General features: G+C 47.6%; 22 protein-coding genes and 1 tRNA gene. 17 read left to right on the plus strand and 6 right to left on the minus strand.

Features of this window, described 5'->3' with window-relative positions; translation table 11 throughout:
- Positions 1 to 190 precede the first annotated feature (190 nt).
- Entirely contained in the window at positions 191 to 2485 is a 2295-nt protein-coding gene (locus ACYU8Y_RS08500) for a GH92 family glycosyl hydrolase (protein ID WP_460936165.1), read from the plus strand.
- 22 nt (positions 2486 to 2507) lie between these two features.
- Here the strand turns inward: ACYU8Y_RS08500 and ACYU8Y_RS08505 are convergent, their stop codons facing one another.
- Together ACYU8Y_RS08505 and ACYU8Y_RS08510 are read right to left on the minus strand one after the other, a co-directional pair.
- Positions 2508 to 3059 carry an LOG family protein gene (locus ACYU8Y_RS08505; RefSeq protein ID WP_460936167.1) on the minus strand — a complete coding sequence of 184 codons (552 nt, stop codon included), beginning with the start codon at positions 3057 to 3059 and terminating at the stop codon, positions 2508 to 2510.
- A gap of 54 nt (positions 3060 to 3113) precedes the next feature.
- On the minus strand, positions 3114 to 4475 hold the full coding sequence (locus tag ACYU8Y_RS08510) for a UDP-N-acetylmuramate--L-alanine ligase (protein ID WP_460936169.1): 1362 nt from the start codon (positions 4473 to 4475) through the stop codon (positions 3114 to 3116).
- Between the two features lie 280 nt (positions 4476 to 4755).
- Here ACYU8Y_RS08510 and ACYU8Y_RS08515 point away from each other — a divergent pair, with 280 nt between their 5' ends.
- Positions 4756 to 6240, plus strand: coding sequence for a type III PLP-dependent enzyme domain-containing protein (locus ACYU8Y_RS08515; RefSeq protein WP_460936171.1), 1485 nt, complete (start codon positions 4756 to 4758; stop codon positions 6238 to 6240).
- 322 nt (positions 6241 to 6562) lie between these two features.
- On the opposite strand, the gene ACYU8Y_RS08520 is transcribed toward ACYU8Y_RS08515, so the two are convergent.
- Both ACYU8Y_RS08520 and ACYU8Y_RS08525 read right to left on the minus strand, forming a co-directional pair.
- Complete coding sequence (locus tag ACYU8Y_RS08520; protein ID WP_460936172.1) at positions 6563 to 7081, minus strand: D-glycero-alpha-D-manno-heptose-1,7-bisphosphate 7-phosphatase; 519 nt, start codon at positions 7079 to 7081, stop codon at positions 6563 to 6565.
- A 147-nt stretch (positions 7082 to 7228) separates the two neighbouring features.
- A complete protein-coding gene (locus tag ACYU8Y_RS08525) occupies positions 7229 to 9913 on the minus strand; it encodes a valine--tRNA ligase (RefSeq protein WP_460936174.1) in 2685 nt (894 codons plus the stop codon).
- A gap of 164 nt (positions 9914 to 10077) precedes the next feature.
- Here ACYU8Y_RS08525 and ACYU8Y_RS08530 point away from each other — a divergent pair, with 164 nt between their 5' ends.
- The 5 genes from ACYU8Y_RS08530 (at position 10078) to hisF (ending at position 13749) form a co-directional block, all read left to right on the plus strand.
- Positions 10078 to 11004, plus strand: a complete 927-nt coding sequence (locus tag ACYU8Y_RS08530) for a DUF72 domain-containing protein (protein ID WP_460936177.1) — start codon at positions 10078 to 10080, stop codon at positions 11002 to 11004.
- A gap of 178 nt (positions 11005 to 11182) precedes the next feature.
- On the plus strand, positions 11183 to 11770 hold the full coding sequence (gene hisH, locus ACYU8Y_RS08535) for an imidazole glycerol phosphate synthase subunit HisH (RefSeq protein WP_460936178.1): 588 nt from the start codon (positions 11183 to 11185) through the stop codon (positions 11768 to 11770).
- Between the two features lie 76 nt (positions 11771 to 11846).
- Complete coding sequence (gene hisA / locus ACYU8Y_RS08540) at positions 11847 to 12569, plus strand: 1-(5-phosphoribosyl)-5-[(5-phosphoribosylamino)methylideneamino]imidazole-4-carboxamide isomerase (protein WP_460936180.1); 723 nt, start codon at positions 11847 to 11849, stop codon at positions 12567 to 12569.
- The gene (locus tag ACYU8Y_RS08545) at positions 12566 to 12988 is read left to right on the plus strand and encodes a GNAT family N-acetyltransferase (RefSeq protein ID WP_460936182.1); all 423 of its coding nucleotides are present in this window, start codon (positions 12566 to 12568) and stop codon (positions 12986 to 12988) included. The genes hisA and ACYU8Y_RS08545 overlap by 4 nt, the downstream gene beginning before the upstream one ends.
- Positions 12988 to 13749, plus strand: coding sequence for an imidazole glycerol phosphate synthase subunit HisF (gene hisF, locus ACYU8Y_RS08550; protein WP_460936184.1), 762 nt, complete (start codon positions 12988 to 12990; stop codon positions 13747 to 13749). The genes ACYU8Y_RS08545 and hisF overlap by 1 nt, the downstream gene beginning before the upstream one ends.
- 33 nt (positions 13750 to 13782) lie before the next feature.
- Here the strand turns inward: hisF and ACYU8Y_RS08555 are convergent, their stop codons facing one another.
- On the minus strand, positions 13783 to 14685 hold the full coding sequence (locus ACYU8Y_RS08555; RefSeq protein WP_460936186.1) for a porin family protein: 903 nt from the start codon (positions 14683 to 14685) through the stop codon (positions 13783 to 13785).
- 39 nt (positions 14686 to 14724) lie between these two features.
- On the opposite strand from ACYU8Y_RS08555, the gene gldB reads away from it, so the two are divergent.
- From gldB to ACYU8Y_RS08575, 4 genes are all read left to right on the plus strand, one after another.
- A complete protein-coding gene (gldB, locus tag ACYU8Y_RS08560) occupies positions 14725 to 15699 on the plus strand; it encodes a gliding motility lipoprotein GldB (RefSeq protein WP_460936188.1) in 975 nt (324 codons plus the stop codon).
- Positions 15700 to 15735: 36 nt separating this feature from the next.
- Positions 15736 to 17541, plus strand: a complete 1806-nt coding sequence (locus ACYU8Y_RS08565; RefSeq protein WP_460936190.1) for an ABC transporter ATP-binding protein — start codon at positions 15736 to 15738, stop codon at positions 17539 to 17541.
- A 52-nt stretch (positions 17542 to 17593) separates the two neighbouring features.
- Complete coding sequence (locus ACYU8Y_RS08570) at positions 17594 to 18010, plus strand: Fur family transcriptional regulator (RefSeq protein ID WP_460936192.1); 417 nt, start codon at positions 17594 to 17596, stop codon at positions 18008 to 18010.
- Between the two features lie 104 nt (positions 18011 to 18114).
- On the plus strand, positions 18115 to 19947 hold the full coding sequence (locus ACYU8Y_RS08575) for a MutS-related protein (protein ID WP_460936193.1): 1833 nt from the start codon (positions 18115 to 18117) through the stop codon (positions 19945 to 19947).
- Positions 19948 to 20203: 256 nt separating this feature from the next.
- Here the strand turns inward: ACYU8Y_RS08575 and ACYU8Y_RS08580 are convergent.
- Positions 20204 to 20279, minus strand: a tRNA-Phe gene (locus ACYU8Y_RS08580).
- A 128-nt stretch (positions 20280 to 20407) separates the two neighbouring features.
- Between ACYU8Y_RS08580 and ACYU8Y_RS08585 the strand changes: the two genes are divergently transcribed.
- From ACYU8Y_RS08585 to nadD, 6 genes are all read left to right on the plus strand, one after another.
- Positions 20408 to 21778 carry a 4Fe-4S dicluster domain-containing protein gene (locus ACYU8Y_RS08585; RefSeq protein ID WP_460936195.1) on the plus strand — a complete coding sequence of 457 codons (1371 nt, stop codon included), beginning with the start codon at positions 20408 to 20410 and terminating at the stop codon, positions 21776 to 21778.
- A 96-nt stretch (positions 21779 to 21874) separates the two neighbouring features.
- Positions 21875 to 22678, plus strand: coding sequence for a (Fe-S)-binding protein (locus ACYU8Y_RS08590; protein WP_460936197.1), 804 nt, complete (start codon positions 21875 to 21877; stop codon positions 22676 to 22678).
- Positions 22679 to 22738: 60 nt separating this feature from the next.
- Entirely contained in the window at positions 22739 to 23236 is a 498-nt protein-coding gene (locus ACYU8Y_RS08595) for a hypothetical protein (protein WP_460936199.1), read from the plus strand.
- Positions 23237 to 23503: 267 nt separating this feature from the next.
- Positions 23504 to 24208: a sigma-70 family RNA polymerase sigma factor gene (locus ACYU8Y_RS08600; RefSeq protein ID WP_460938997.1), complete on the plus strand. Its 705-nt coding sequence runs from the start codon at positions 23504 to 23506 to the stop codon at positions 24206 to 24208.
- A 467-nt stretch (positions 24209 to 24675) separates the two neighbouring features.
- Positions 24676 to 25275, plus strand: coding sequence for a guanylate kinase (gene gmk / locus ACYU8Y_RS08605; protein ID WP_460936201.1), 600 nt, complete (start codon positions 24676 to 24678; stop codon positions 25273 to 25275).
- 93 nt (positions 25276 to 25368) lie between these two features.
- The gene (gene nadD, locus ACYU8Y_RS08610) at positions 25369 to 25941 is read left to right on the plus strand and encodes a nicotinate (nicotinamide) nucleotide adenylyltransferase (protein WP_460936203.1); all 573 of its coding nucleotides are present in this window, start codon (positions 25369 to 25371) and stop codon (positions 25939 to 25941) included.
- The last annotated feature ends 11 nt before the right edge of the window (positions 25942 to 25952 follow it).

Genomic DNA, 25952 nt, shown 5'->3' on the forward strand with positions numbered 1-25952 from the left:
TACTGCCGATGGTACTGCTGTCACAAGCGGGAGAGTAGGAAGATGCCACCTATTGAAACCAGCGAAGGTCTGTCCCACAAGGACAGGCCTTTTTGCTTTTTAAGGCTATGAACTTTTATAGGCATTGCTAGATATAGTAACTTTACTTCTTTGTTTTACGTGATCAACGGACAAGGTTCGAAGCTACTTAATGCGTATAGTTCAACTCACACTAGCGTGCTTTTTGTGCACCGCCATTCCCTGTTTCTCTCAGGTAACTTCTCAGAAATTTGACCCAGTTGATCTAATCAATCCATTGATGGGTACGGCTTCGAAGCCAAGTCTATCTACCGGGAATACTTACCCCTCTATTTCTCTGCCTTGGGGAATGAATTGCTGGATGCCACAGACTGGCAAAATGGGCGATGGATGGGCCTACACGTACGATGCTGATAAACTTCGTGGATTTAAGCAGACGCACCAGCCTAGTCCCTGGATCAACGATTACGGCCAGTTTGCTATCATGCCAATCACGGGTAAACTACGGTTTAATGAGGATGAACGGGCTAGCTGGTTCTCGCACAAATCGGAAATCGCCAAACCGTATTATTATAAAGTTTATTTGGCTGATCATGACGTTACTACTGAAATAAGTCCAACAGAGCGCGCGGCCGCTTTACGGTTCACGTTTCCACAAACAGAAGATGCCCATGTCGTAATTGATGCACTCGACAAGGGTTCATACATCAAGATCATTCCTGGCGAAAACAAAATCGTTGGCTATACAACTAAAAACAGCGGTGGAGTACCCGCTAACTTTAAAAACTACTTCGTCATTCAGTTTAACAAGCCTTTTGCAAACACAGCTGTGTGGCACGATAAGCAGCTTGAACTAAAAGAACTCGAACAAAAATCGGGTCATGTTGGCGCTGTTGTTGGTTTTAAGACCAAAAAAGGAGAACAGATTTACGCTCGTGTTGCTTCGTCTTTTATTAGTGCTGAGCAAGCTGAACGGAATCTGAGCGAGATTGGTAGCGATTCTTTTGATACAGTTAAAGCAAAAGCAAAAGCTATTTGGAACAAGGAACTTGGTAGGATTTCGGCAGAGGGAGGAACAGATGAGCAGCTCAGGACTTTTTACTCCTGTCTTTACCGGACAATGCTTTTTCCCCGAAAATTCTACGAGCTGGATGCTGCGAAGAAAATTGTTCATTATAGCCCCTATAACGGACAGGTTCTGCCTGGTTATATGTTCACGGATAATGGATTCTGGGATACGTTTCGGGCTGCTTTTCCCCTTTTCAACTTGACTCAGCTCACCCTGAATTCACATATCATGGAGGGCTTGGTAAACGCCTACAAAGAAAGTGGATTTCTGCCCGAGTGGGCTAGTCCGGGCCATCGGGACTGTATGATTGGCTCGAACTCGGCCTCTATAATTGCTGACGCTTACCTGAAAGGGGTTAGAAGTGGTTACGACATCAATACGTTGTACGAGGCTATCTTGAAAAATACCGAGACCGAGGGGCCACTTAGCTCTGTGGGTCGAAAAGGTGCGAGTTATTACAACAAGCTTGGTTATGTACCCTACGATGTGAAGATCAACGAAAATGCGGCCCGGACGTTGGAGTATGCCTACGACGACTTCACAATTTACCAATTGGCGAAAGAGCTGAAGCGGCCCCAGTCAGAAATAGATCGCTTTGCCAAACGTTCACAAAACTACCGGAATCTCTTTGACCCATCGACCAAACTCATGCGGGGGAAAAACGAGAATGGTATATTCCAGGCGCTATTCAACCCATTCAAGTGGGGCGATGCCTTTACCGAGGGGAATAGCTGGCACTACACCTGGTCTGTTTTTCACGACGTACAGGGGCTGGTTGGCCTAATGGGCGGGCGGCAGGAATTTGCTAAAATGCTGGATTCGGTTTTTGTCGTGCCTCCGGTTTTTGATGATTCGTATTATGGCACGGTTATCCATGAAATTCGTGAAATGCAAATCATGAATATGGGCAATTACGCCCACGGTAATCAGCCGATTCAGCATATGATTTACCTATACAATTATGCAGGCCAGCCGTGGAAAACGCAATATTGGTTACGCGAGGTAATGAATCGGCTATACCAGCCGACACCCGACGGCTATTGTGGTGATGAGGACAATGGACAAACATCGGCCTGGTATGTATTCTCCGCTATGGGTTTCTATCCCGTTTGCCCCGCTACCGATCAATATGTACTGGGTGCTCCACTGTTCAGGAAAATAACGGTGAAGCTTGAAAATGGCAAGACATTAACCATAAATGCGCCGGCGAACAACGCGCAAAGCCGGTATGTCAAAGCCTTAACTGTGAACGGAAAGATGTATAGCCCGAACTGGCTAAGTCATAAAGAATTGATGCAGGGTGCCCGGTTGGACTTCCAGATGGTAGACAAAGCCAACACCCAGCGGGGTACTGATCCAGCGAACTTTCCTTATTCGTTCTCGTCAGTTAAAAAGTAAGGAAAAAGGCGAGTTCTGGGCATTAAAGGTTATCCCAGAACTCGCTAATCTGTTTTAAAGCGTCGTCGACCGTATCGGCCACCAACAACAGAGAGCGATTCTCTGCCCGCAGAAAACCGTCATTTACCATCCGATCGAGTTGTTGAAGCATAAGATCGTAGAAGCCGTTTGTATTGACAATGGCAACGGGGCCATCATATAGCTTGAGCTGTCGCCAGGCCAGAATTTCAAATAGCTCATCCATTGTTCCGTAGCCGCCGGGCAGGGCAATGACGCCCTTAGCTAACTGCACCATCTTGAATTTCCGCTCATGCATGGTCTCCACAAAATGTAGTTCGGTGAGCGTCTGGTGAGCCACTTCAAGGTCAGCAAGAAAATTGGGAATTACACCCGTCACCTCGCCCCCGTTTTTTAGCACGGCGTTAGCGACATTGCCCATCAGGCCAAAACCGCTACCGCCATAAATCAGCCGGATGTTGTTTGCCGCCATTTTCTCGCCAAGTTCAGCAGCTACTTCATTGTAAATAGGATTGACGCCAAGGCTCGACGCGCAGTAAACAACAAGACTATGCATGAGTAAGTCAGACTTTCGTTTGGTTATAGTACAGGGCTTGAACCCTGATTCAGGTTATATCAGCTGATCAGCAAGTGCCGCTAAATTTAATCCGCCAAAGTCGCCGGAACTCATGAACAGGAAAACGTCGGCTGTGTTGCGATGCTCGGCGAGAAAAGCCTGCAAGTCGCTCGAAACAGTAAATACGCTTAAACCGGGTTTATCAAACGCCGAAAGTATATCATTGGCCGTTAAAGCGTCAGAATCGCCTTCTAATGCCTTTTCATCGACGTAAACTACACCAATATCCGTGGCCTCTAAGGAGCCCTTATACTGCTCTAAAAATGCTTTGTTCAGACTGCTGAAGGTATGGAGCTCAACAACGGAAACCAGTTTCTTGTCCGGGTATTGTTGCTTGACGGCCTCCGTGGTCGCTTCGACCTTCGCGGGGGAATGGGCAAAATCGCGGTAGATGATTCGCTGATCGGTTTCGGCCAGTTTCTCCAGCCGCATAGCCACGTTCTTAAACGTTGGAATAGCTTCGTAGAACTGCTCTTCCGTAATGCCAATACGGTCGCAAAGGGTCATGGCCCCGGCAATATTTTTCAGATTATGCTGGCCAAAGATCTGTACGGGTACTTTTGACCCTTTCTTGGTCAATAAAAAAGTTTGCCCATCCGTAACCGTAGCCGGATGTGGCAGGTAAGGAATTTTCGTAATGTCTGTACGTTCCTTCTGGCCAATAACATCGAGCATGTCATCTGATTCGTCGAAAATCAAAATCCCCGCTTTGGGCATGGCTTCGGCCAACAATTCGAACGCATCGACGTACTCGTCCCAGGTTGGGTAAATATTGACATGATCCCAGGCAATACCACTAATGAGCGCAATATGCGGCTGATAGTGTAAAAACTTTGGTCGGGCGTCGATGGGTGAGGAAGGGTATTCATCACCCTCCAGAATAATAACCGGCGCGTCAGGCGTTAGTTGAGCCATGGTGTCGAAACCGTCTATCTGCTCACCAACCAGGTAATCGAATTTCCGATTGTGGTGATTCAGCACATGCAGAATGATGGCCGTTATCGTCGTTTTTCCGTGGCTTCCGGCAATAACAACCCGTTGTTTCTGCTGGCTCTGCTGGTACATGAATTCGGGATACGAATAAATGGGTAGCCCTAACGCCATGGCTTTTACAAGCTCAGGATTGTCTTTACGGGCGTGCATGCCAACAATGATCGCGTCTAACTGAGCGGATATCTTGTCGGGATACCAGCCGGTTTGGGGCGGTAACAAGCCATGTTGTTGTAAACGGGTTCGGGATGGCTCGTAGATTTCATCATCGGATCCAGTAATGGTATAACCTTGTTGTTGCAGCGCTAGAGCGAGATTGTGCATGGCACTGCCGCCAATAGAAATAAAATGAATAGCCTGAGACATTCGGTAAAATCAATCTGTGTCGAGTGACAAAAGTAGACGTTCTTTTTGGTTTGAAGAAAGAAGACAATCCGTTGATGGAGAAAGTATGTTTCTACACTATTAATTTTCTGTTATTCCCGAATCAAACCCCCTACTTTTTCGTTGACTATCATGCGCATGTCCTTTCTTTGGAAAGCCCGAATTTCGGGGTCAATTTCGCAGCTGTTTTTTCAAATCAAAACCGCAACGGCCCATACTGTGCCGCAGTAGGACAACCCCATTTTATGCTCTAAACGCAAGGATGAAGACATATTATGACCTGATTGACCAGACGTTCGAATTTCCCACACGGGAATTTAATGTCGAGAATAATGAATTGATGTTCAATAATGTTCCGCTGATGGACATTGTCAAGGAGTACGGTACGCCCTTGAAACTGACCTATTTGCCGAAGATTACGGAGCATATTGAACATGCCAAGCTGCTGTTTAAAAATGCAATGAAACGGTATAACTACAAAGGTAACTACACCTATTGTTACTGTACCAAATCATCTCATTTTCGGTTTGTACTCGACGAAGTTCTTAAGAACAACGTACACCTCGAAACGTCTTCGGCATACGATATTCAGATCCTGAGGGAGTTATACAAGTCGGGTAAGATTAATAAGAGCACGTACATCATTTGCAACGGTTACAAACGGCCGCTTTACACGCAATACATCAGCGAACTCCTTAATGAAGGGTTTACCAATTGCATTCCGGTTCTCGACAACCTGAAAGAAATTGAAGCCTACGAGAATTCAGTGACGACCGACACAGTGAACTTTGGTATCCGTATCGCAACCGATGAAGAGCCAAATTTCGCCTTCTATACCTCGCGCTTAGGCATTCGGTATAGCGATGTAAACGAGTTGTACCGGAGTAAAATCCAGCCTAATGAAAAATTCAAGCTGAAAATGCTGCACTTTTTCATTAACACGGGCATCAAAGACAGTGCCTATTATTGGAGTGAGCTGAGCCGCTTCATGTATAAATATTGTGAACTACGGAAAATGTGCCCCGATCTTGACTCCATCGATATTGGGGGCGGCATGCCGATTCAGACATCGTTCCAGTTTACGTACGATTATCAGGCCATGATCGATCAGATCGTGGAGAGTATTCAGTGGATTTGCAATAAGAACAACGTACCGGTACCGCATATTTTTACCGAATTTGGTTCCTATACGGTTGGTGAAAGCGGAGCCGTCATTTACAAGGTAATTGACCAGAAGTTGCAGAACGATAAGGAGTTATGGTACATGATCGACGGTTCGTTCATTACACAGCTACCCGACTCTTGGGGCTTAGGGCAGAAATACATTATGCTGTCGGTCAATAACTGGGAAAACCCTTACCAGAAGGTTAACTTAGGTGGACTGACGTGTGATTCGCATGATTTTTATAATACAGAAGCCCACAGCGCCGACTTGTATCTGCCCATTTTTGATCAGGATACCGAAGACCAGTACATCGGCCTTTTCCATACAGGTGCCTATCAGGAATCCTTAGGTGGGTACGGTGGCATTCAGCATTGTCTTATTCCGGCTCCTCAACACGTTATTGTGGATAAAGATGAAGAGGGAAATCTTAGAACCCGGTTGTTTGCACCCGAACAAAATAGTGAGGTAATGCTTAAAATTCTGGGCTATGGCAATGCCGAGCCCGGCATGACGGAACTCGAAGCAACCGAAGCCGCCGAAGAGCGCGAAGAAGTAGCTGAGTTAGTGAAAGAAGAGAACTAAATAATTATTTTGTTAGGTTACTACCCGCAATGGAAGGAAGTGGTAGCCTGACAAAAATTAATAAGTCGTATAGTTTTTGGCACTATATTCGTTTATCAATCTGAAGGTTAGGGCAAAAACAGAACGTGTATTCATGAAAAAATTACTAATTTTTGGCGCTGTACTGGCAACGTTATCGCTTGGCTCGTGTTCGCGCAAGGCGAATTGCCCTGCATATGGAAGTGTACAGAAACCTGCCTCAAGCCAGGTTCGGGCGTAAACGGAAAATTCAGGCAAAAAAATACCTCCCGTCTTTTTAACAAGATCGGGAGGTATTTTTAGTTCAGGCGTATTCCAATACGAATCGGGATGCTTCCAGCAAACTGGTTGCACACCCGTCGTAGTCGGGAGAAGACTGCAGTTCATGCGCAATACGAACGGTTCGCACACCCACGCGCCTGCCCGCCTGCATATCGCGAAGCGCATCGCCGATCATCCAGGATACATCCGGTTCAATATTATACTTGGCTATCGCTTTTTCGAGTAATAATGATCCCGGCTTCCGGGTGAGTGATTCACTATCGTATTTGGGATGATGAGGACAATAATAGATGTCGTCAATTAACTGGCCGCACTGATCCTGCAGGTAATTATAGCAGGTCATTACATCATCGCGCGTATATAAGCCTTTGGCAATACCCGCCTGATTGGTAATCACAATCAGTAAATAACCTGCGTCTTTCAATAAGCGAAGTGCTTCGGGCACACCATCGGGAATAATAAAATCCTCGACTCGATACACATAGTCCGTTCGGTCTTCGTTCAGCACTCCGTCGCGGTCTAAAAAAATGCACTTGTTCATCGATGAAAAAACCAGTTGTGAAAAAGCAATAATACAATTATTTAGTCAAATAATCGTATTATTGCGCTGAAAATATTAATAAATGTTCTGAACAAGGGCAAAGCGTCTTGCTTTCAACCATTCAGGTTACACCAATTGTTGCTTTGCTTATATGGCTAAGTCCCTTAACCGTTGTTCTAACGCCTGAATTTTAGCGTCGGCATCGGCGAGTTTTTGGCGCTCCCGATCCACAAGATCAGGTTTTGCATTAGCAACGAATTTCTCGTTCGATAGTTTTTTTAATGTTGATTCCCGGAAGCCGATGTTGTAATCTAACTCTTTGCGGGTACTGGCAATTTCCTGCTCAACGTCAATTTCTCCAGCAATATCGACAAAGAACTCGTCGCCTTTGATCAGGAACGAAAGCGCCAGCCGATCGGTAGAAGCGACCTGCGATTCACCATCCAACTTTTCATTGACGTAGCTGATGGCCGAAACGTTAGCCATTTTTTGTATCAATACGTCAAGTTTTTCAAACCGGCCAGGTGAAGCTGTTTTAATGGCCAGTGGAAGTTCAGTTTTAGGCGAAATCTGCTTGGCATTCCGAATGTTCCGAACATTGGAGATCACATCGAACAGCGTCTCAAAGTCGGTCAGTATTGACTCATCGACAGTTCCAGCTTTTGGAAACGGCGCGATACAAATACTGTCGCCGTCTTGCCGTTCGCGAATATCTTGCCAAATCTCTTCGGTAATGAAGGGCATAAACGGATGCGCCAGTCGCATAAGCCGTTCAAAGAAGTCGATCGTGGCCTCGTACGTTACCTGATCAATGGGTTGGGGCGTGCCCGTTTCGGAGTCAAATGGGGGCTTAATGAGTTCAAGGTATTGTGAACAAAAATCATCCCAAATGAGCTTATAAACCGCCTGCAAGGCATCGGAAATACGGAATTTACTAAAATCATCTTCGATTTGAATCAGCGTAGTGTTTAACTTCGATTCAAACCATTGGATGGGTAGCGATGACGCACGTGCTATCTCTGCGTTGCCATCGCTAACTGTCCACCCTTTTACCAGTCGGAAAGCATTCCAGATTTTGTTGCTGAAATTCCGGCCCTGCTCGACCAGTTTTTCATCGAACATCAGGTCGTTACCCGCTGCCGAACTGAACAGCATGCCCGTGCGAACGCCATCGGCGCCGTACTGATCGATAAGGTCGAGTGGATCCGGTGAGTTACCCAATGATTTCGACATTTTCCGACCGAGTTTGTCCCGGACAATACCCGTCAGGTAAACATTCTTGAAGGGGGCTTCTCCCCGGTATTCGTACCCGGCAATAATCATCCGGGCCACCCAGAAGAATAGGATTTCAGGAGCCGTAACGAGGTCATTGGTCGGGTAGTAGTAATTGATATCAGCGTTGTCAGGGTCTTTCAATCCGTCGAAAACGGATATAGGCCACAACCAGGACGAGAACCAGGTGTCCAGTACGTCTTCATCCTGTGTCAGATCGGCCTCCGTCATCGCAAACAGCAGTTTTTCGTGCTGTACTTTTTCTAAGGCCTCGTGTTTGTTTTTAGCGACGACAATAGTGCCATCCTGCATGTAAAAAGCAGGAATGCGCTGGCCCCACCACAACTGACGGCTAATACACCAGTCGTGTACGTTCTCCATCCAGGAGCGGTACATATTTTTGAACTTGGGCGGAACGAGCTGAATGGTATCGTCCATGACGTTCTTAAGCGCAGGCTTCGACAGTTCATCCATTTTCAGGAACCACTGCAACGAGAGTTTCGGCTCAATAACGGCGCCTGTCCGCTCCGATGTACCAACGTTAGACTTGTAGTCTTCGGTTTTCTCCAAGTTTCCGGATTCGTCGAGCAGCTTGATAATGGCCTTACGTGCGGCAAAGCGATCCATGCCCACCAAGATCTGGGCTTTCTCATTCAGCGTACCATCGTCGCTAAGAATATCCAGCACGGGCAGGTTGTGCGTAATACCCAGGGCATAGTCATTCGGGTCGTGGGCGGGGGTTACTTTCAGGCCACCCGTTCCGAAATCCATAGTGACGTACTCATCGGTAATAATGGGAATTTCCCGATTAATGAGCGGTATAATGGCTTTCCGACCATGCAAGTGCATGAAACGTTCATCATTTGGGTTCACGGCAATGGCGGCATCGGCCATGATCGTCTCCGGCCGAACGGTAGCAATCGTAATAAACTCCTGTCCGTTGCTTCCGGCTATCTCATACCGAATGTACACCAACTTCTGCTGAATCTCCTTCGTTATAACTTCTTCGTCGGATACGGCTGTGCGTCCCTGTGGATCCCAGTTAACCATCCGAACGCCCCGATAAATCTGGCCTTTTTCGTAGAGGTCAACGAATACATCGATAACAGAATCGTACAAAGGCGGCTCCATCGTAAAGCGCGTGCGATCCCAATCGCAGGAAGCGCCCAATTTGCGAAGCTGCGACAAGATAATGCCACCGTATTTGTGCGTCCACTCCCAGGCATATTCCAGAAATTCTTCGCGGGTCAAATCTTTCTTATTAATGCCCCGCTCTTTGAGCATAGCTACTACTTTGGCTTCGGTAGCAATGCTGGCATGATCGGTTCCGGGCACCCAGCAGGCATTTTTACCTTCCATACGCGCCTTCCGGACCAGTACGTCCTGAATGGTATTATTGAGCATGTGGCCCATATGCAGTACACCGGTCACGTTTGGCGGTGGAATGACAACGGTATAAGGCTCCCGCTCGTCCGGTGTAGACTTAAAGAATTGATTGTCAAGCCAATATTGATACCATTTGGCTTCAATTTCCTGGGGGGCGTATGTTTTTGAAATCATAAATCAGTTGAAATCCCGTCTTCCTTTATCGTCGGGACGGTTGATATAGTAAAAACCGACGGTGAGCACTACGGCTAAAAAGCAAAATTAACTAAATTGGGTAGGGCGAAAAAACGAAAGCGTGTGTTTGCCGTTTTATAGGTACACTTCATGACTAGGCGAACATGGAATTCGGAAAAATACACAATCTTGATACCGTCAATTTCAACTTACCGCCCGGAGCGGCCTTTAACGGTCGAATTTGGGCCGCTGTTGAACCGCTACCCGTCAGCGACCGCTACAAACCCTCCGTTTTTATTGGTGGCCCTATATGGGCTAACAAAGATTATGTCGGGAAAGTGTACCCATCCCATGCCAAGGATAAAGATTTCCTGCATTACTACACCCGGCAATTCAATACGATCGAGCTGAACCTAACGCATTACCAAATCCCGACACTGGGTATGATCGAGAAGTGGAAATCCGAAGCAACGGAAGGATTTACCTACTGCCCCAAGTTCCCGCAGGCGATCAGCCACGAACGTCATTTGATTGCCGCCGAGGGTCTTACCGAAGAGTTTGTCAATGCGGTCTTAAGTCTGGAGCAGTTTCTGGGTATGACGTTTCTCCAATTACCCCCCACGTTTGGCCCCGACAAATGGCCGGTACTGGAAACCTATCTCAAGAGCCTGCCCGACGAACTTGACGTAGCCGTGGAGTTTCGCCATCCCGACTGGTTCAGCAAAGCGCAAGTCTGGCAGCAAACCCTTGAACGCCTTTATGGCCTGCACCGGCATGTGGTAATCACCGATGTGGCCGGCCGACGCGATGTGTTGCATATGGGCTTGAGCAGTCCCGTTCTTACCTTACGGTTTATCGCCAATGAGGGCCATCCAACAGATTATTTGCGTACCGATGCCTGGGTACAACGCCTAAAAACCTGGTTTGACAAAGGATTACAGAAAGCGTATTTATTTGTTCACGGTGGTGCCGAAAACGACACCGCCCCCGAACTGATTCTGTACTGGGTCCGCGAGCTAAACAAACACTGCGGTTTAAATCTGTCGGAACCTGTTCTACAACCGAAAGTAGTGCAGGCCAGTTTGTTTTGATTTAAACGTCTGAGCGTTACCTTTGCTTCATGATTCTACAAGCAAAAAACCATCGGCATCACCATTCTGGGCGGTAACGCAGCAGAACTAGATGCGCTTGTTTGTGAATTTGGTGAGATACTCCTGATTAGCACACGATACAAAGCCCGGTTCTGCAAGGAGCCGGGCTTTTTTATGTATGAAAACTGTCATTATCAAATACAACGCGGGTAACGTTCAGTCAGTGATGTATGCCCTGGAGCGGCTGGGAGCTAGTTATCTGCTGACCGACGATGAAGCGGAGATTCGCTCGGCCGACAAGGTCATCTTTCCCGGCGTTGGGGAGGCCAGTACCGCTATGGCTTACCTGCGCGAGCGGGGTCTCGACAAGCTGATCCCGTCGTTGAAACAACCCGTTTTGGGCACCTGTGTGGGCATGCAACTGATGTGCCGCCACTCGGAAGAGAACGATACGACCTGCATGGGCATCTTCGATATCAACGTCCGGCGGTTACCGAATGAGCCGGGCTTTAAAGTGCCACATACGGGCTGGAACAGTATTCATTCATTTCGGGGGCCGTTAACGCAGGGACTACCCGACAACGCCTACGTTTATTTCGTGCACAGCTTTGCCGCTGATATTTGCCCCGAAACCACAGCTGTCTGTGATTATGTTCGGCCCTTCAGTGCTATGCTGCACCGCGATAATTTTTATGCCGCGCAGTTCCATGCCGAAATTAGTGGAAACGTTGGGCAGCGGATTTTAGAGAATTTTTTAGAACTGTAACGCGGCTGGGCTGGCGTTGCAGCCTCCTGTCCAGATATCGTGTTTCATTTTAATAAGCGGACTGTCCGCGTTACTCATGCATATTATTCCCGCTATTGACCTGATTGATGGGAAAGCCGTTCGGCTTACCCAGGGTGATTACAGTCAGAAGAAAGAATACAACGCTCGTCCGCTGGAAGTAGCCCAGCAATTTGAAGACGCTGGCCTGACTCGCCTGCACCTGGTTGACCTCGACGGAGCCAAAGAGAAACGGGTTATAAACTGGAAAGTTCTGGAACAGATTACAGCCAAAACCAACCTGCACGTTGATTTTGGCGGTGGCGTACAATCTGATGAGGATTTACGGGTCGTGTTTGAATGCGGTGCCAAACAAGTAACGGGTGGAAGCATTGCCGTAAAGAATCCTGACCAGATGGAGCGCTGGCTCGCCCAACTCGGTTCGGAAAAAATCATTCTGGGTGCCGATGCAAAAAACGAGAAAATTGCTGTAAGTGGCTGGGAAGAAGGTACCGACGTATGGATTTATGACTTTATGGAAAACTGGGTCGAGAAAGGTATCAAGTATGTGATTAGTACGGATGTTGCCAAAGATGGTCTGTTACAGGGACCCTCATTCGATCTGTACCGGAACATGCAGGATCAGTTTCCCAATCTAAACATTATTGCCAGCGGGGGCGTCAGCAACATGGCCGATATTGAAACCCTGGCTGATATGAACGTCTTCGGCGTTATCGTCGGAAAGGCGATTTACGAGGGGCGCGTGACGTTGAAAGAGTTGCAAAAAATTAATAGCCTATGACCAGCGACTACATAATCAGCGACGATAAGAAAAAACTTGACCTTGACATGATTCACCGCTTTTTGAGCGAAGAAGCGTATTGGAGCAAAAATATTCCGATTGAGATCGTTAAGCGCTCCATCGATAATTCACTATGTTTCGGTGTATACCAGGGAAGCAATCAGGTTGGTTTTGGCCGCGTCATAACCGATATGGCGACCTTCGGGTATCTGGCTGATGTCTTTATCCTACCCGAACACCGGGGCAAGGGCTTATCGAAACAACTTGTAGCCTTCATTAAAGCATACCCCGCCTTGCAGGGCCTTCGCCGGATAATGCTATTCACCTTAGATGCCCACGGTCTCTACAAACAGTTCGGCTTTGCACCAATTGAAAATCCCGAAAATTTATTAGCTATCAAAGCGTTTACTGCCTACTAATGCTTACGAAACGAATCATTCCCTGCCTCGATATCAAGGACGGCCGTACCGTAAAAGGAACCAATTTTGTCAATCTTCGCGATGCGGGCGATCCCGTTGCTCTGGCGGCTGTTTATGCCGAACAAGGTGCCGACGAACTGGTTTTTCTGGATATTACCGCCACCGTTGATGAACGGAAGACCCTCATTGAACTCGTTCGTAATGTGGCGCACACGATTAATATACCGTTTACGGTTGGCGGGGGCATTTCGTCAGTGGCGGATGTGTCGGCGTTACTCAACGCGGGTGCTGACAAAATTTCCATTAACTCGTCAGCCGTTCGCAACCCCGATTTGATTAACGAACTGGCCTTAGAGTTTGGAAGCCAATGCGTAGTGGTAGCCATAGATACGCGTTATGTAGCTGGTGAACACATTGTTCATACCCACGGCGGCCGCAAGCCCACCGAACTACGTACGATTGCCTGGGCAAAAGAAGTGGAGAATAGGGGTGCCGGTGAAATTCTGCTGACATCAATGGATACCGACGGTACTAAAGCAGGGTTTGCTCTTGAGCTAACGGCCCAGATTTCGGGAGATGCCAATATTCCGGTTATCGCATCGGGTGGTGCCGGTTCAATGGATCATTTTGTGGATGTATTTACCGCCGGAAAAGCCGATGCCGGTTTGGCGGCCAGTATTTTTCATTTTAAGGAAATTGATATCCCCAATTTGAAAGGGTATTTGCGGGCGAAAGGAATTGAGGTGAGGATTACCAGTTAGCGTGTATCAAACAGCCAGAAGCTGTTCGGTACATCAAAACTTAAAACCCAGATCTAACGAAACGACCCGGTTTTTGGATGTCAGTTCACTGGCTCTCGCTACGTTGATTAACCCACGCTGATAGCTCATGCCAACATTAAATGCATTGTTCTGGTTGATTTTGTATTGCACGCCCGCACCAAGTAACAGTTCTATATCCCCAAAACCGTACTGTCGGCGTGTGCCGCCACTTTCGGCCATGTAGAGGCCATTGCGTGCGGGTTCCAGCGCTCTTTCGGCCAGCTTAATACTGATCAGACCACCGGTCTGCACATACATCCGCATGTTCGGGCCAATGTTGTTGGCAAATAGTTTCACCGTTGCCGGAATTTGCAGGTACTGCAAGTTATAAATAGACTCTTTTTCGGGGGCACCCGGATTCCAGACGGTCTGGCCAAACGAGCCGGGCATCTGAAAGCCCGACCGTTTAATGGTATAGAAAAGGCCGGTGCTGAACGCGTAGCGATCCTTAAAGAAAAAATAATCGAGCGTGGGACCAACGCTCATCCGAACGCCCGCACCGTTGTTGCCAAACCCGCGATAAGTGCCTGTTCCTTCGGCCGTGTTCAGATCGAGCGAGGGCGCAAACCGTATCCCCATCTCGATGAGGTGACTTGGCCAGGCATAATCGGGGCCAGAGCCATACCCGTTGTTGTCGGTTGTTTGGTTTTCAGTCGCCTGCTGTTTCCGACGTCGGCGCTTGCGGTCGTCATCATAGTCGCGCCGGTTTTTGTCCTGACCGTCGTAATTATCACCCAAAATTTTGCGAAATCGCTTTTCAGTAACGCTCGATTCCTTCGTTCTCATGTGGTAAAGGGCGGGCGAAGTGGATTGCGCCCAACTATTGCCAGCAGCCAACATGACCAAAATCAATCCAAACCCTGCAACTTTTTTCATAATTTTGCACGTTTTCTATATTGAAAACACGTGATTTTCATGCAAATACGGTTGGCCATCGTAGGCCTTTTTTGTTTCTTTCTGATGGCTTCGTGTACTAAAAACGAAGACATTACTTTAATTCGGCTTGACCAACAGCTCTTCTCCGGTAAATCACCCGACAGTGTTCGAGCTTTACTGAACCGGAATCAGGGTGTATCTCAATTGTACTTTAACGCGAACGGAGCCGGAAATGATACGGGACTCGTCCAGGATTTGACCAACCGGGTTAACAACCCGGCTCTGAATGAATTCAATAACCAAATTCAGAACGAATTTGGCGATATGGCCGACCTGAAAAATCAACTGGCCGAAGCCTTTACAGCCATCAGAAAAAACTTTCCTGACTTTAAAGCGCCCAAAATAGTAACGCTCGTAACGGGTTTTCTCGGGCCTGACCTGGTAGTTACCGATAGCCTGATCGTTATTGGGATCGACTATTTTGCTGGACCTAAAGCCAAGTATCGTCCACCGGGGCAGGAATTTCCGCAGTACATCCTGCGCCGTTACCAGAAAGAATACATCGTTCCGGCCATTATTTTCGCGATCTCTGACAAATACAATGCCGCAAACCGGGCTGACCAAACCATGCTGGCCGATATGGTCTATTATGGCAAAGGCTATGTATTCACCAAAACAATGCTTCCTGAGGTCGCCGACAGTTTAATTATCGGTTATTCAGACAAGCAACTCACCCAAACGTTTAACGCACAGGATGTTGTTTGGGCGCATTTTATTGATAATCAATTGTTATACCAAACGAGTCCTGCCATAAAACAGCGATATTTGAACGAGCGGCCCTTTACGGCCGAAATTGGTCAGGCCTGTCCTGGTGCGATCGGGCGTTGGGTCGGCTGGCGAATTGTGGGCCGGTATCACGATGAGCACAGTCGTGTGAGTATCTCAGAGTTAATGCGTATGGCCGATGCCCGCATGATTTTCGAGCAATCAGGATATAAAGGACAAAAAGAGTAAAGATGCAATCCGTTGCGTCTATGTAGCGACAAACTAATGGCAAAAAGAGCAGGGAGTTTTGGCGAAGAAGCCAATCCAGAAGATAAAAAGAAATTTAGCCGCGACGGATTTAAAAAAGCCGTCAGCATCTTTCGGTTTGTGAAACCCTACCGGATTCAATACATAATCGGGTTTGTGTTCTTGATCTTGTCGACGGGCACAACCATGAGTTTTGGATTGCTCATCGGGCAGATTACGAGTGTCATCCAGGGAAAATCGGCCTACACGCTTAACCAGGTTACGCTGTTTTTTGTGGGCGTGCTTATTGCGCAGGCTATTTTCTCGTTCTTTCGGATTTATTTCTTCTCACAAGTGAGCGAACGGGCCATGGCCGATGTACGGCGGGCCGCTTATAGTAAAATCATTACGTTGCCGGTTTCATTTTTTGAGCAACGGCGCGTGGGCGAACTGACGAGCCGAATTTCGGCTGATATTTCGCAGTTGCAGGATGTGCTGACGCTGACCGTAGCTGAATTGTTTCGGCAAGTGGGGACGCTGACGATTGGCACGGCTATTATTTTCTATGTTTCCTGGAAGTTGACGCTGTTCATGCTGGCAACTTTCCCAATTATCATTGTGGCGGCCATGTTCTTCGGACGCTTCATTCGCAGGCTTTCCAAGAAAGCGCAAGATTTGTTGGCGCAGGCCAATGTTATTGTTGAAGAAACGCTTCAGTCGGTCAATGTAGTCAAGGCATTTACCAATGAAAAGCTGGAGATTAACCGCTATGGCACTGCTTTACAACTAGTTGTCAATACAGCCCTGCACGCGGCCCGTTTCCGGGGTGTGTTCGTCTCGTTCGTTATTTTTGCCCTCTTTGGCGGCATCATTGGTGTGGTGTGGTACGGTGGGTCGCTGGTGATGTCCAACGAAATGCCGTTTGCTGATCTGCTAACATTTATTGTCTACACGACCTTCATCGGTGGCTCGGTAGCGGGAATGGGCGATTTGTACGCTCAACTGCAACGAACGATTGGCTCATCGGAGCGGATTCTGGAAATTCTGGAAGAGCCCTCTGAAGTCAATGCTGAGGAAGAAACTCCCTTGTTTGTGCCCGTGCATGGCCATGTTCAGTTCAACGATGTCCGGTTCTCGTATCCTTCCCGTCCGGATGTGCCCGTGCTGAAAGGTATTTCGCTCGACGTAGCCGCTGGTCATAAGATTGCGCTGGTTGGTCAGAGTGGGGCCGGGAAATCGACCATTGTACAGTTACTGATGCGTTATTATCCAATTGGCGGTGGTCAGATTACGGTTGACAATCGCGATCTGTCGGGCTTCAACATAACGGAGTTAAGGAAAAATATTGCCGTAGTGCCTCAGGAAGTAATGCTTTTTGGGGGTACTATTCTGGAGAATATTCAATACGGTAAACCAGGGGCGTCGGAAGCTGAAGTTCGTGAAGCAGCCCGGAAGGCCAATGCCCTTCAGTTCATTGATTCTTTCCCGGAGGGATTACAAACCATCGTTGGGGAGCGGGGTGTTAAACTGTCGGGTGGCCAGCGGCAACGAATTGCCATTGCTCGTGCCATCCTGAAAGATCCCGCCATTTTGATTCTGGATGAAGCCACAAGTTCGCTCGATTCCGAATCGGAACGGTTAGTGCAGGAAGCACTGGACGTTTTGATGCAAAACCGAACAACGATCATTATTGCCCACCGGCTGGCAACGATTCGCAAAGTGGATATGATTTATGTCATGCGCGAAGGGCAAATTGCCGAGTCGGGTACGCACGACGAACTAGCTACCCAGGAAGACGGTATCTATGCCAATCTGGTTAAATTGCAGTTTGAGACTACAGAATAAAGATTCATGACTTGTTGAAACTACGAGTCACGAATCACAAACGTTTACTAAAATGACTCCTGCTTCCAAAACGCTGAAAAACTTCAACCTCCGTCATACGAATGGCCGGGAGGAGGTGCTCGATTTGTTTCTGAACGCGGGTCACGCGCTGGCGCACAATGATGTTGAAAATGGCCTTGGTCCCGATCATGACCGGGTAACGATCTACAGAACGTTGCGGACTTTTCTGGATAAAGGCTTGTTGCACAAAGTTTTGGATGACGAGGGCGGAACAAAGTATGCCTTATGTCGCGACAATTGTTCTGCCGGTCACCACCATCATGATCATGTACACTTTAAATGCGAAGCCTGCGGACAAACAACCTGCCTGGATAAAGTTAGCATTCCATCTATCGCATTGCCGGAAGGCTATAATCGGAAGGAGATGAATCTGCTCATCCAGGGCGTATGTCAGGACTGTAATAAATAGCCCTCATTGTTTGTAACGCGACTGACCTACCCGTTCTGGCCAGGCAGGGTATTGGTGTCGCTACGATTTTATCCACTAGTTGCGACTTTTTCCCGCGTTACCGAATGCTCCCCGAAACCACTTTTCACGAACGTCAGCAACAATTCAGTCAGCAAGAGCAGGTTGCTCAGCGTAAATACAACCAGTTGGCATTCTGGCGGCTTGTCTGGTTTGTTGGAAGCGTTGCTGTCGTTTGGCTGCTTATCCGGCTCGATCAGCAACTCGCGGCAGTCGGTGCCTTGCTAGTGGGGTTGATTGGCTTTTTGGTCTTGTTAAAACAGCATCAGCGAGTACGGTATGAACGCGACCTGAACCATCAGTTAACGTTCATTAACCAGGATGAATCAGCTCGGCTCAAACGCCAGTACATACGTCCCGAAACCGGTGAGCAGTTTACGATTCCTACTCACTATTACGCGGGTGACCTGGATGTATTTGGCAAGCATTCCCTTTTTCGGCTGCTCAACCGGACCCATACCTACTGCGGTCAGAAACGGCTCGCTACGTGGCTCACAACTCCGTCGGGAGTCGATTCTATCCAACTCCGTCAGGAAGCTTCAGCGGAGCTAAAACCAAAGATTGACTGGCGCCAGGAATTTGAAGCGCTGGCTTACGTCGAATCGACAATCCAGCAATCGCCCGACGCGCTTATCAAATGGATCACGGCCGAAGTAGCGCCTATACCGAATTACCTGACAGCCGTCCGGTTTATTTTGCCAGTCATTACACTGAGTTTATTTGTTGCGTGGCTGATCGGATACGTTCCGGGCGTAACCATATTACTGGCCCTGGCGGTGCACGGAATCGTACTAAGTCAAACGTCAGCGCGGGCTCAGGAGGTGAGCGAACAGACATTCGAGATGTCAACGGCGCTGAAAGCATACAGAGCTTTATTCAGTCAGGCGGAGCAACTAAAAGGGGAGTCAGTTCGGTTGCGGGCGATCCGAAAGGCATTGACGGCCGACGAAAAATCAGCGTCCGAAGCAATTAGCCAGCTAAGCCAGCTTACCGAAGGATTGAACTATCGGCGGAATCCCTATTTCTTTCTTTTTTTTGGTGTAGCCACACTCTGGGATATCCACTATCTGCTCCGGCTCGAACGCTGGCGACAAACCTACGGGCCATCGCTCAGCTACTGGTTCGAAGTGCTTGGCGAACTAGAAGCCCTGAACAGTCTGGCGGGCTTCGCCTACGCGCATCCGACCTATGCTACCCCCGACATTGTCGATGATCAGTTTGTATTAGAAATGACGTCGGCGGCCCATCCGCTATTAGTCCAAAAGAGCAGCGTTGCCAACTCACTTGTGCTACGAGGTTCTGGCAGAACAATATTGATTACCGGCTCCAACATGTCGGGTAAAAGTACATTTCTTCGTACGGTGGGTACTAATGTCATACTGGCGCTGGCAGGGGCTGTCGTTAGTGCTGAGCGATTCACGTGCTCGCCTGTACAGGTGTTTACAAGTATGCGCACGCAAGACTCGCTGGAAGAAAGCACATCGTCGTTCTACGCTGAACTTAAGCGTCTTCAGACACTCATCGGTCTAACGGGGTCTAACCAGGCGAAGGTCTCCTCTGGCGCAAAAGAGTTGCCGGTTCTTTATTTTCTTGATGAGATTTTAAAAGGGACAAATTCGGCTGATCGACACCGTGGTGCAGAGGCCCTGATTCGCCAATTGCATCGTACAACGGCGTCGGGCTTTGTCTCGACACATGATCTCGAGTTAGGCCAACTTACCGATGCAGATGGTTTTGTCCGAAATTACCATTTCCAGTCTGATCTCAACAATGGCGAGTTAGTATTCGATTATAAACTCCGCGATGGCATTTGTAAGAGTTTCAATGCCAGTCAACTCATGCGGGCAATCGGTATTGAGATGGACACCGTCCAAAAATAGAGTCAGTGTGCGTGTAACAAGTCCTGTTTGTTCATACGAATCATATACTGAAATTACGCAGATATATCTGGGCTAAATCCCAAACAACCGCGCCCCCCCCTTGTTAGCTACAGTGAAAACAGTATATTTGCTGTCAGTAAAATAGTATGCATGCATACTATTGATAGCTGAACGAAGTAAATGACTGACAGATTTAAGCTTTTGACAACTTGGTCCATAAAAAAAGCCTTCTCAATTGAGAAGGCTTGCGTTAGGGTGGTGGTGATGGACGGAATCGAACCGCCGACACAAGGATTTTCAGTCCTTTGCTCTACCAACTGAGCTACATCACCCTGAAACGTGGGTGCAAAAGTAGGCGTTCCTCGCCTTTTTGCAACACTTTTACTGAAATATTTTTAATAAAGTTATAACGCCTTTGCCAATTGGTTGATTTTCAGAGGTAGTAAGCCACTCTAAACGAATGGAAATTTTTCAACAAATTTTGTTTGTCGCAGCTTTAGCCGTTGTAGCCTGGTACATTACACAGCGAATTCGACTTATTTCCCGTGCCATTAACCTAGGCCGACCCGAAAATCGGTCTGATCACGCCGATGAACGGTTGAAAACGATGCTACTTGTGGCGTTCGGTCAGAAGAAGATGTTTACCAACTTGTTGGTTGGAGTTATGCACTTTGTCATCTATGCCGGTTTTATCATCATCAATCTTGAGATATTGGAGATTATTCTGGATGGCGTTCTGGGCACGCACCGCCTGTTCGCGCCCTACATCACACCCATTTACCCAATTTTGATTGACGTATTCGAGGTACTGGCTTTCGGTGTACTGGCTGTTTGCGTGGTTTTTTTGTGTCGTCGATTTGTGTCTAAAGTGGCTCGATTCCAACCCGAGCGGCACCGTGAAATGACCCGTTGGCCTCGTATGGATGCCGCGATCATTCTGACTGCTGAAATTTTATTGATGATTGCTTTCCTGACTTGGAATGCATCGGACAGCGTTCTGCGCGATCGTGGTGTTGGCCACTATGGCGAATTGAAAGGCATTGTACCTGATTTTATCATTAGTCAATACCTGAAACCACTTTTTACCAATTTTAGCGATACGGCTCTGGTGGCCTATGAACGCATTGCCTGGTGGTTTCATATTTTAGGCATTATGGCATTTGCCATTTACGTGACCTACTCGAAGCACTTACACATTGCCCTGGGTTTTCCAAATGTTTACTTTTCGGATCTCCAGCCGAAAGGGGAAATGCAAAATATGCCCGAAATTACCAAAGAAGTGCAGCTCGCTCTTGGCTTGCCTGTCACTACCGAAGCCGATGGGTCGCAGGCCAATGACAATGGTCAACAGCCCGCTGAAATTGGCCGATTCGGGGCTAAGGACGTGCAGGATCTTAAATGGATAAACCTGATGAACGCCTACAGTTGCACCGAGTGCGGTCGTTGTACGGCGGCTTGTCCGGCTAACATGACGGGGAAAAAGTTGTCGCCCCGTAAAATCATGATGGATACGCGCGATCGGCTTGACGATATTCAGCGAGGGTGGAAACAGAATGGGAATGACTATCAGGATGATAAATCATTGCTGAACGATTACATTACTGCCGAAGAGTTGAACGCCTGTACTACCTGCCAGGCCTGTGTGATGGCCTGTCCGGTCAACATTAATCCGCTGGATATTATTCTTCAATTGCGTCGGTATCGGGTAATGGAAGAATCCGAAGCGCCAGCTTCCTGGAATGCTATGTTCAGTAACATCGAAAACAACATGGCTCCCTGGAAATTCTCGCCAAGTGACCGGTTTAACTGGGCTGATCAGGTAAATGACTAATAGCTTATGGTATTCGGTTTTTGACTTAAGGCTAACGCGGGGGCAACCAATGCGCCAGCCTTAAGTCAAAAACCGAATACTGAAAACATACCAACAATGTCTGCAACGGAAAGAACATATAAAGTGCCCACCATGGCCGACATGGCGGCCTCGGGTGAAGAACCAGAAATTCTGTTTTGGGTCGGTTGTGCTGGCTCGTTCGATGATCGCTATAAACGCGTAACGATCGCCTTTGTCCGTATTTTAAATCATGTAGGCATCAAATTCGCCGTATTGGGGCCGGAGGAGGGCTGTACGGGTGATCCAGCTCGTCGGGCCGGAAACGAGTTTCTGTTTCAGATGCAGGCGATGTCCAATATTCAGGTTCTGAACGGCTATAACGTTAAGAAGATTGTGACCGCCTGCCCTCATTGTTTCAACACGCTTAAAAATGAGTATCCTGAACTGGGTGGTCATTACGAAGTGATTCACCATTCCCAGTTTTTGCAGGGCCTTATCAACGAAGGGCGCGTTCGTGTTAAGGACGGCGAATCGTTTAAAGGCCGTCGAATCACGTTTCATGACTCCTGCTACCTGGGTCGGGCCAATAAAGTATACGAAGCACCTCGTGAGGTACTGGCAGCACTAGACGCCGACTTGGTCGAGATGAAGCGCGTGCGGGCAAACGGGCTCTGCTGTGGTGCCGGTGGAGGGCAATATTTTAAAGAGCCAGAACCGGGCAGGAAAGATGTGAACGTCGAGCGAGTAGAAGAAGCGCTTAGCACAGGGGCCGATACCATTGCCGTTGCCTGTCCGTTTTGTATGACCATGATGTCTGATGGGGTTAAAAACAAAAACAAGGAAGATTCCGTCCGGGTCTACGATATTTCGGAACTCATCGCACAAGGGCAGGGGTTTTGAAACAGATGTCTGATAGGTGATATAGGCTATATTTTCCGCAAATCATACATCCATTTAGCTATGTATATTGATTTTGATAAATTGTCTGACAAGGCCCGCGTGTGGGTATATCAGGCAAACCGCCTTTTATCAGATGGCGAGGTAAATACGATAAATGAATCATTACAGTCGGCTTTGGGTCAATGGGCAGCTCATGGACAGCCACTGCTGGCGTCGGCGAAAGTGGTTGAGAATCGGTTTGTGATTGTTGGTGTCGATGAGGACTATACCTTGCCAAGCGGTTGTTCGATCGACGCTTCAGTACGTACGGTGCAGGAAGTTGGTCGACAGATAGCGGCTGACTTTTTTGATCGCAGCGTAGCTATACAGGCAGCGAATGGATCTGTTCAGGCATTTGCTTTACTAGCGCTCAAAGCTGCTGTAGCCGATGGTACACTGACACCCGACACAATAGTGTTCAACACGCTGGTCAAAACAAAAGCCGAGCTTTTGTCAGATTGGCGCATTCGGGCCGCCGATTCATGGTTGAAGCGCTATTTTAAGGTTACACCTGCTTAAAATAAAGAATTGAGTAAGTAAAGCCGGTCGATTGCTTCCCTAGTTGGGACAGTTGACCGGCTTTAACGTTGCTACCTGTCGAAACGTTCACTGCCAAATCGTCATAGTGCCTGGTTATAAACCTTTTTTTTGAACAAAGGATTGATTTTTGCAGTCAACATCAGACAAAGCCTGGCGAATTGGTTTTCATAATTATTGAATTCGTTGGGTTCTGCCGACGGTAAACGGCAATTTACTCTTACTTTTATGGCGACTATACCCGAAGTTATGTCAGATACGCCAACTCGCGATGACCAGGACCGCACCGGAATGCCGGACCACGGCGGCCCGGATGGACCAGACCAATTGCTACCAGACGGAGATTCCGTTGAACAGCCCTCGGCTGACACCCCTGCTCGCCGGTATACGGACGAACAGAAATATCAGGTTTTCAATAAGGAGTTCATGCCCCACATCGACTCCATGTACAATTTTGCCTTTCGCCTGACGACCGATGAGGACGACGCCAATGATCTGGTGCAGGATACGTATTTAAAGGCATTCCGGTTTATTTCATCCTTTGAACAAGGAACTAACGCCAAAGCATGGCTGTTTCGGATTCTGAAGAACAGCTTCATTAACGATTATCGGAAAAAGAGTAAAGAGCCAGCTAAGGTAGATTATCAGGACGTTGAAACGACCTATAACTCTGAAGATGCTGAATCTGAACATACAGTTGACCTCCGGGCCGAGTCTGTTTCTGATCTGATCGGCGATGAAGTGGCAACAGCTCTGAATTCGTTGCCGGTTGATTTCCGGACGGTTATTATTCTCTGTGATATCGAAGGGTTCACTTATGAGGAAATGGCCAAAATCCTGGATATTCCAATAGGAACAGTACGATCACGTTTGCACCGAGCTCGTAACCTCTTAAAAGAAAAATTGCGTGATTACGCATCTTCAATGGGTTATAAAGAAGAAAGTGAAGAATAAACCGAACTTTTTATAACTCTATATTGGTTCTGCTAATAACTTAACGGTATTATTATTCTTGGAATAAATTAAATTTTTCCAATGCAAACGTCATTGTCACCCTCATCTTCATCAGATGCAAAGCCCGAGATGAAAGAACATTGCAGCCACCAGGCTGACTGCCTGAAGATGATCCAATTAATTTTGGATGGGGAAGCCACAGAACAGCAACTCGCCCGATTGAAAGCAAATCTGGTATCCTGCCAACCGTGTATCCAAATGTATCACCTCGAAAAAGAGGTCAAAGAATTACTGACAAAACGAATAGAAAAGAAGTGTTGCCCCGACCAACTAGTGGAAAGGATAAAAACCAAAATTCTGACGTTCAGTTAAGCAATAAACGCGTTCAATTGGGGTAATTAGGGCCATGCTTCGGGCACCCTTAATTACCCCAATTTCATTATATACCCATCCAATCCAGTACTACCGTGGACGGTAAACTCATTATTTTTTCTGCCCCTTCTGGTTCGGGCAAGACGACCATTGTCAAACATTTACTAGCCGAAAAGGAGAATCTTGGGTTCTCTATCTCGGCCTGCACGCGTGACCGTCGGGGCCGGGCCGAAGAAAATGGGAAAGATTACTACTTCCTGACTCCGGAAGAATTCAAACACAAGATCGATCTAGATGAATTTGTTGAATGGGAAGAAGTATACGTGGGTGCTTTCTACGGCACATTGAAGTCTGAAATTCAGCGCCTTTGGGATAGTGGAAAACATGTGTTGTTCGATGTAGACGTACAGGGTGGCTTAAAATTGAAAGAATACTATGGCGATAAGGCTTTAGCTGTTTTCGTGAAAGTGCCGAATGAAGAGACGCTTCGCCAGCGTCTGATTGGGCGAGGTTCCGAAACCGAAGAAAGCCTGTCCAAGCGGCTTTTTAAAGTCCATTTTGAAATGAGTTTTCAGGACCGTTTTGACGTTATTCTGGTAAATGATGACCTGGAGACATCGTTGCAGAAAGCTCAAAAACTGGTCGACGATTTCGTGAACGAAAACAAGGTACCGGAGAAAGGAATAACAATTTAACCGGATCAAGAGCGAATGGTAAGCGTGTGGTAGATGGGTTGCAAGTGTTGATAACCCAGCCATTACTGTTTCTTATTGTCGCTCCACACGCTTATGAACATCGGCTTATTCTTTGGCTCCTTCAATCCGATCCACGTCGGTCACCTGATTATTGCGAATACAATGGCCACGACGACCGATCTCCAGCAGGTGTGGTTTGTTGTGTCTCCCCAGAACCCCTTTAAGAAGACCAAAAGCCTGCTACACGAGTTTGATCGCATGGACATGGTTGAACGAGCCATTGCTGACAATAGTAGCCTGAAAGCAACAAACATCGAATTCTCGATGCCTAAGCCCAGCTATACAATCGATACGCTGACACGGCTTAGCGAGAAATACCCACAGCATACATTCCGACTGATTATGGGGGAAGATAATCTGGAGCAGTTTGCTAACTGGAAGAACTACGATAAAATTCTCGAATACTACGGCCTATACGTATATCCGCGACCGAAAAGTAAGGAGAGTGCGTTTAAAACGCACCCGAACGTCCGGCTGGTTGAAGCGCCCCTGCTGGATATTTCAGCGACGTTTATTCGGGAGAGTATCCGTACCAATCGCTCTATTCGGTATATGGTGCCAGATGTGGTCGAAGAAATGATTGCCCGGAAAAAGTTTTATCTGTAATACCAGCCCGG

This window comes from Spirosoma humi, assembly GCF_054776575.1.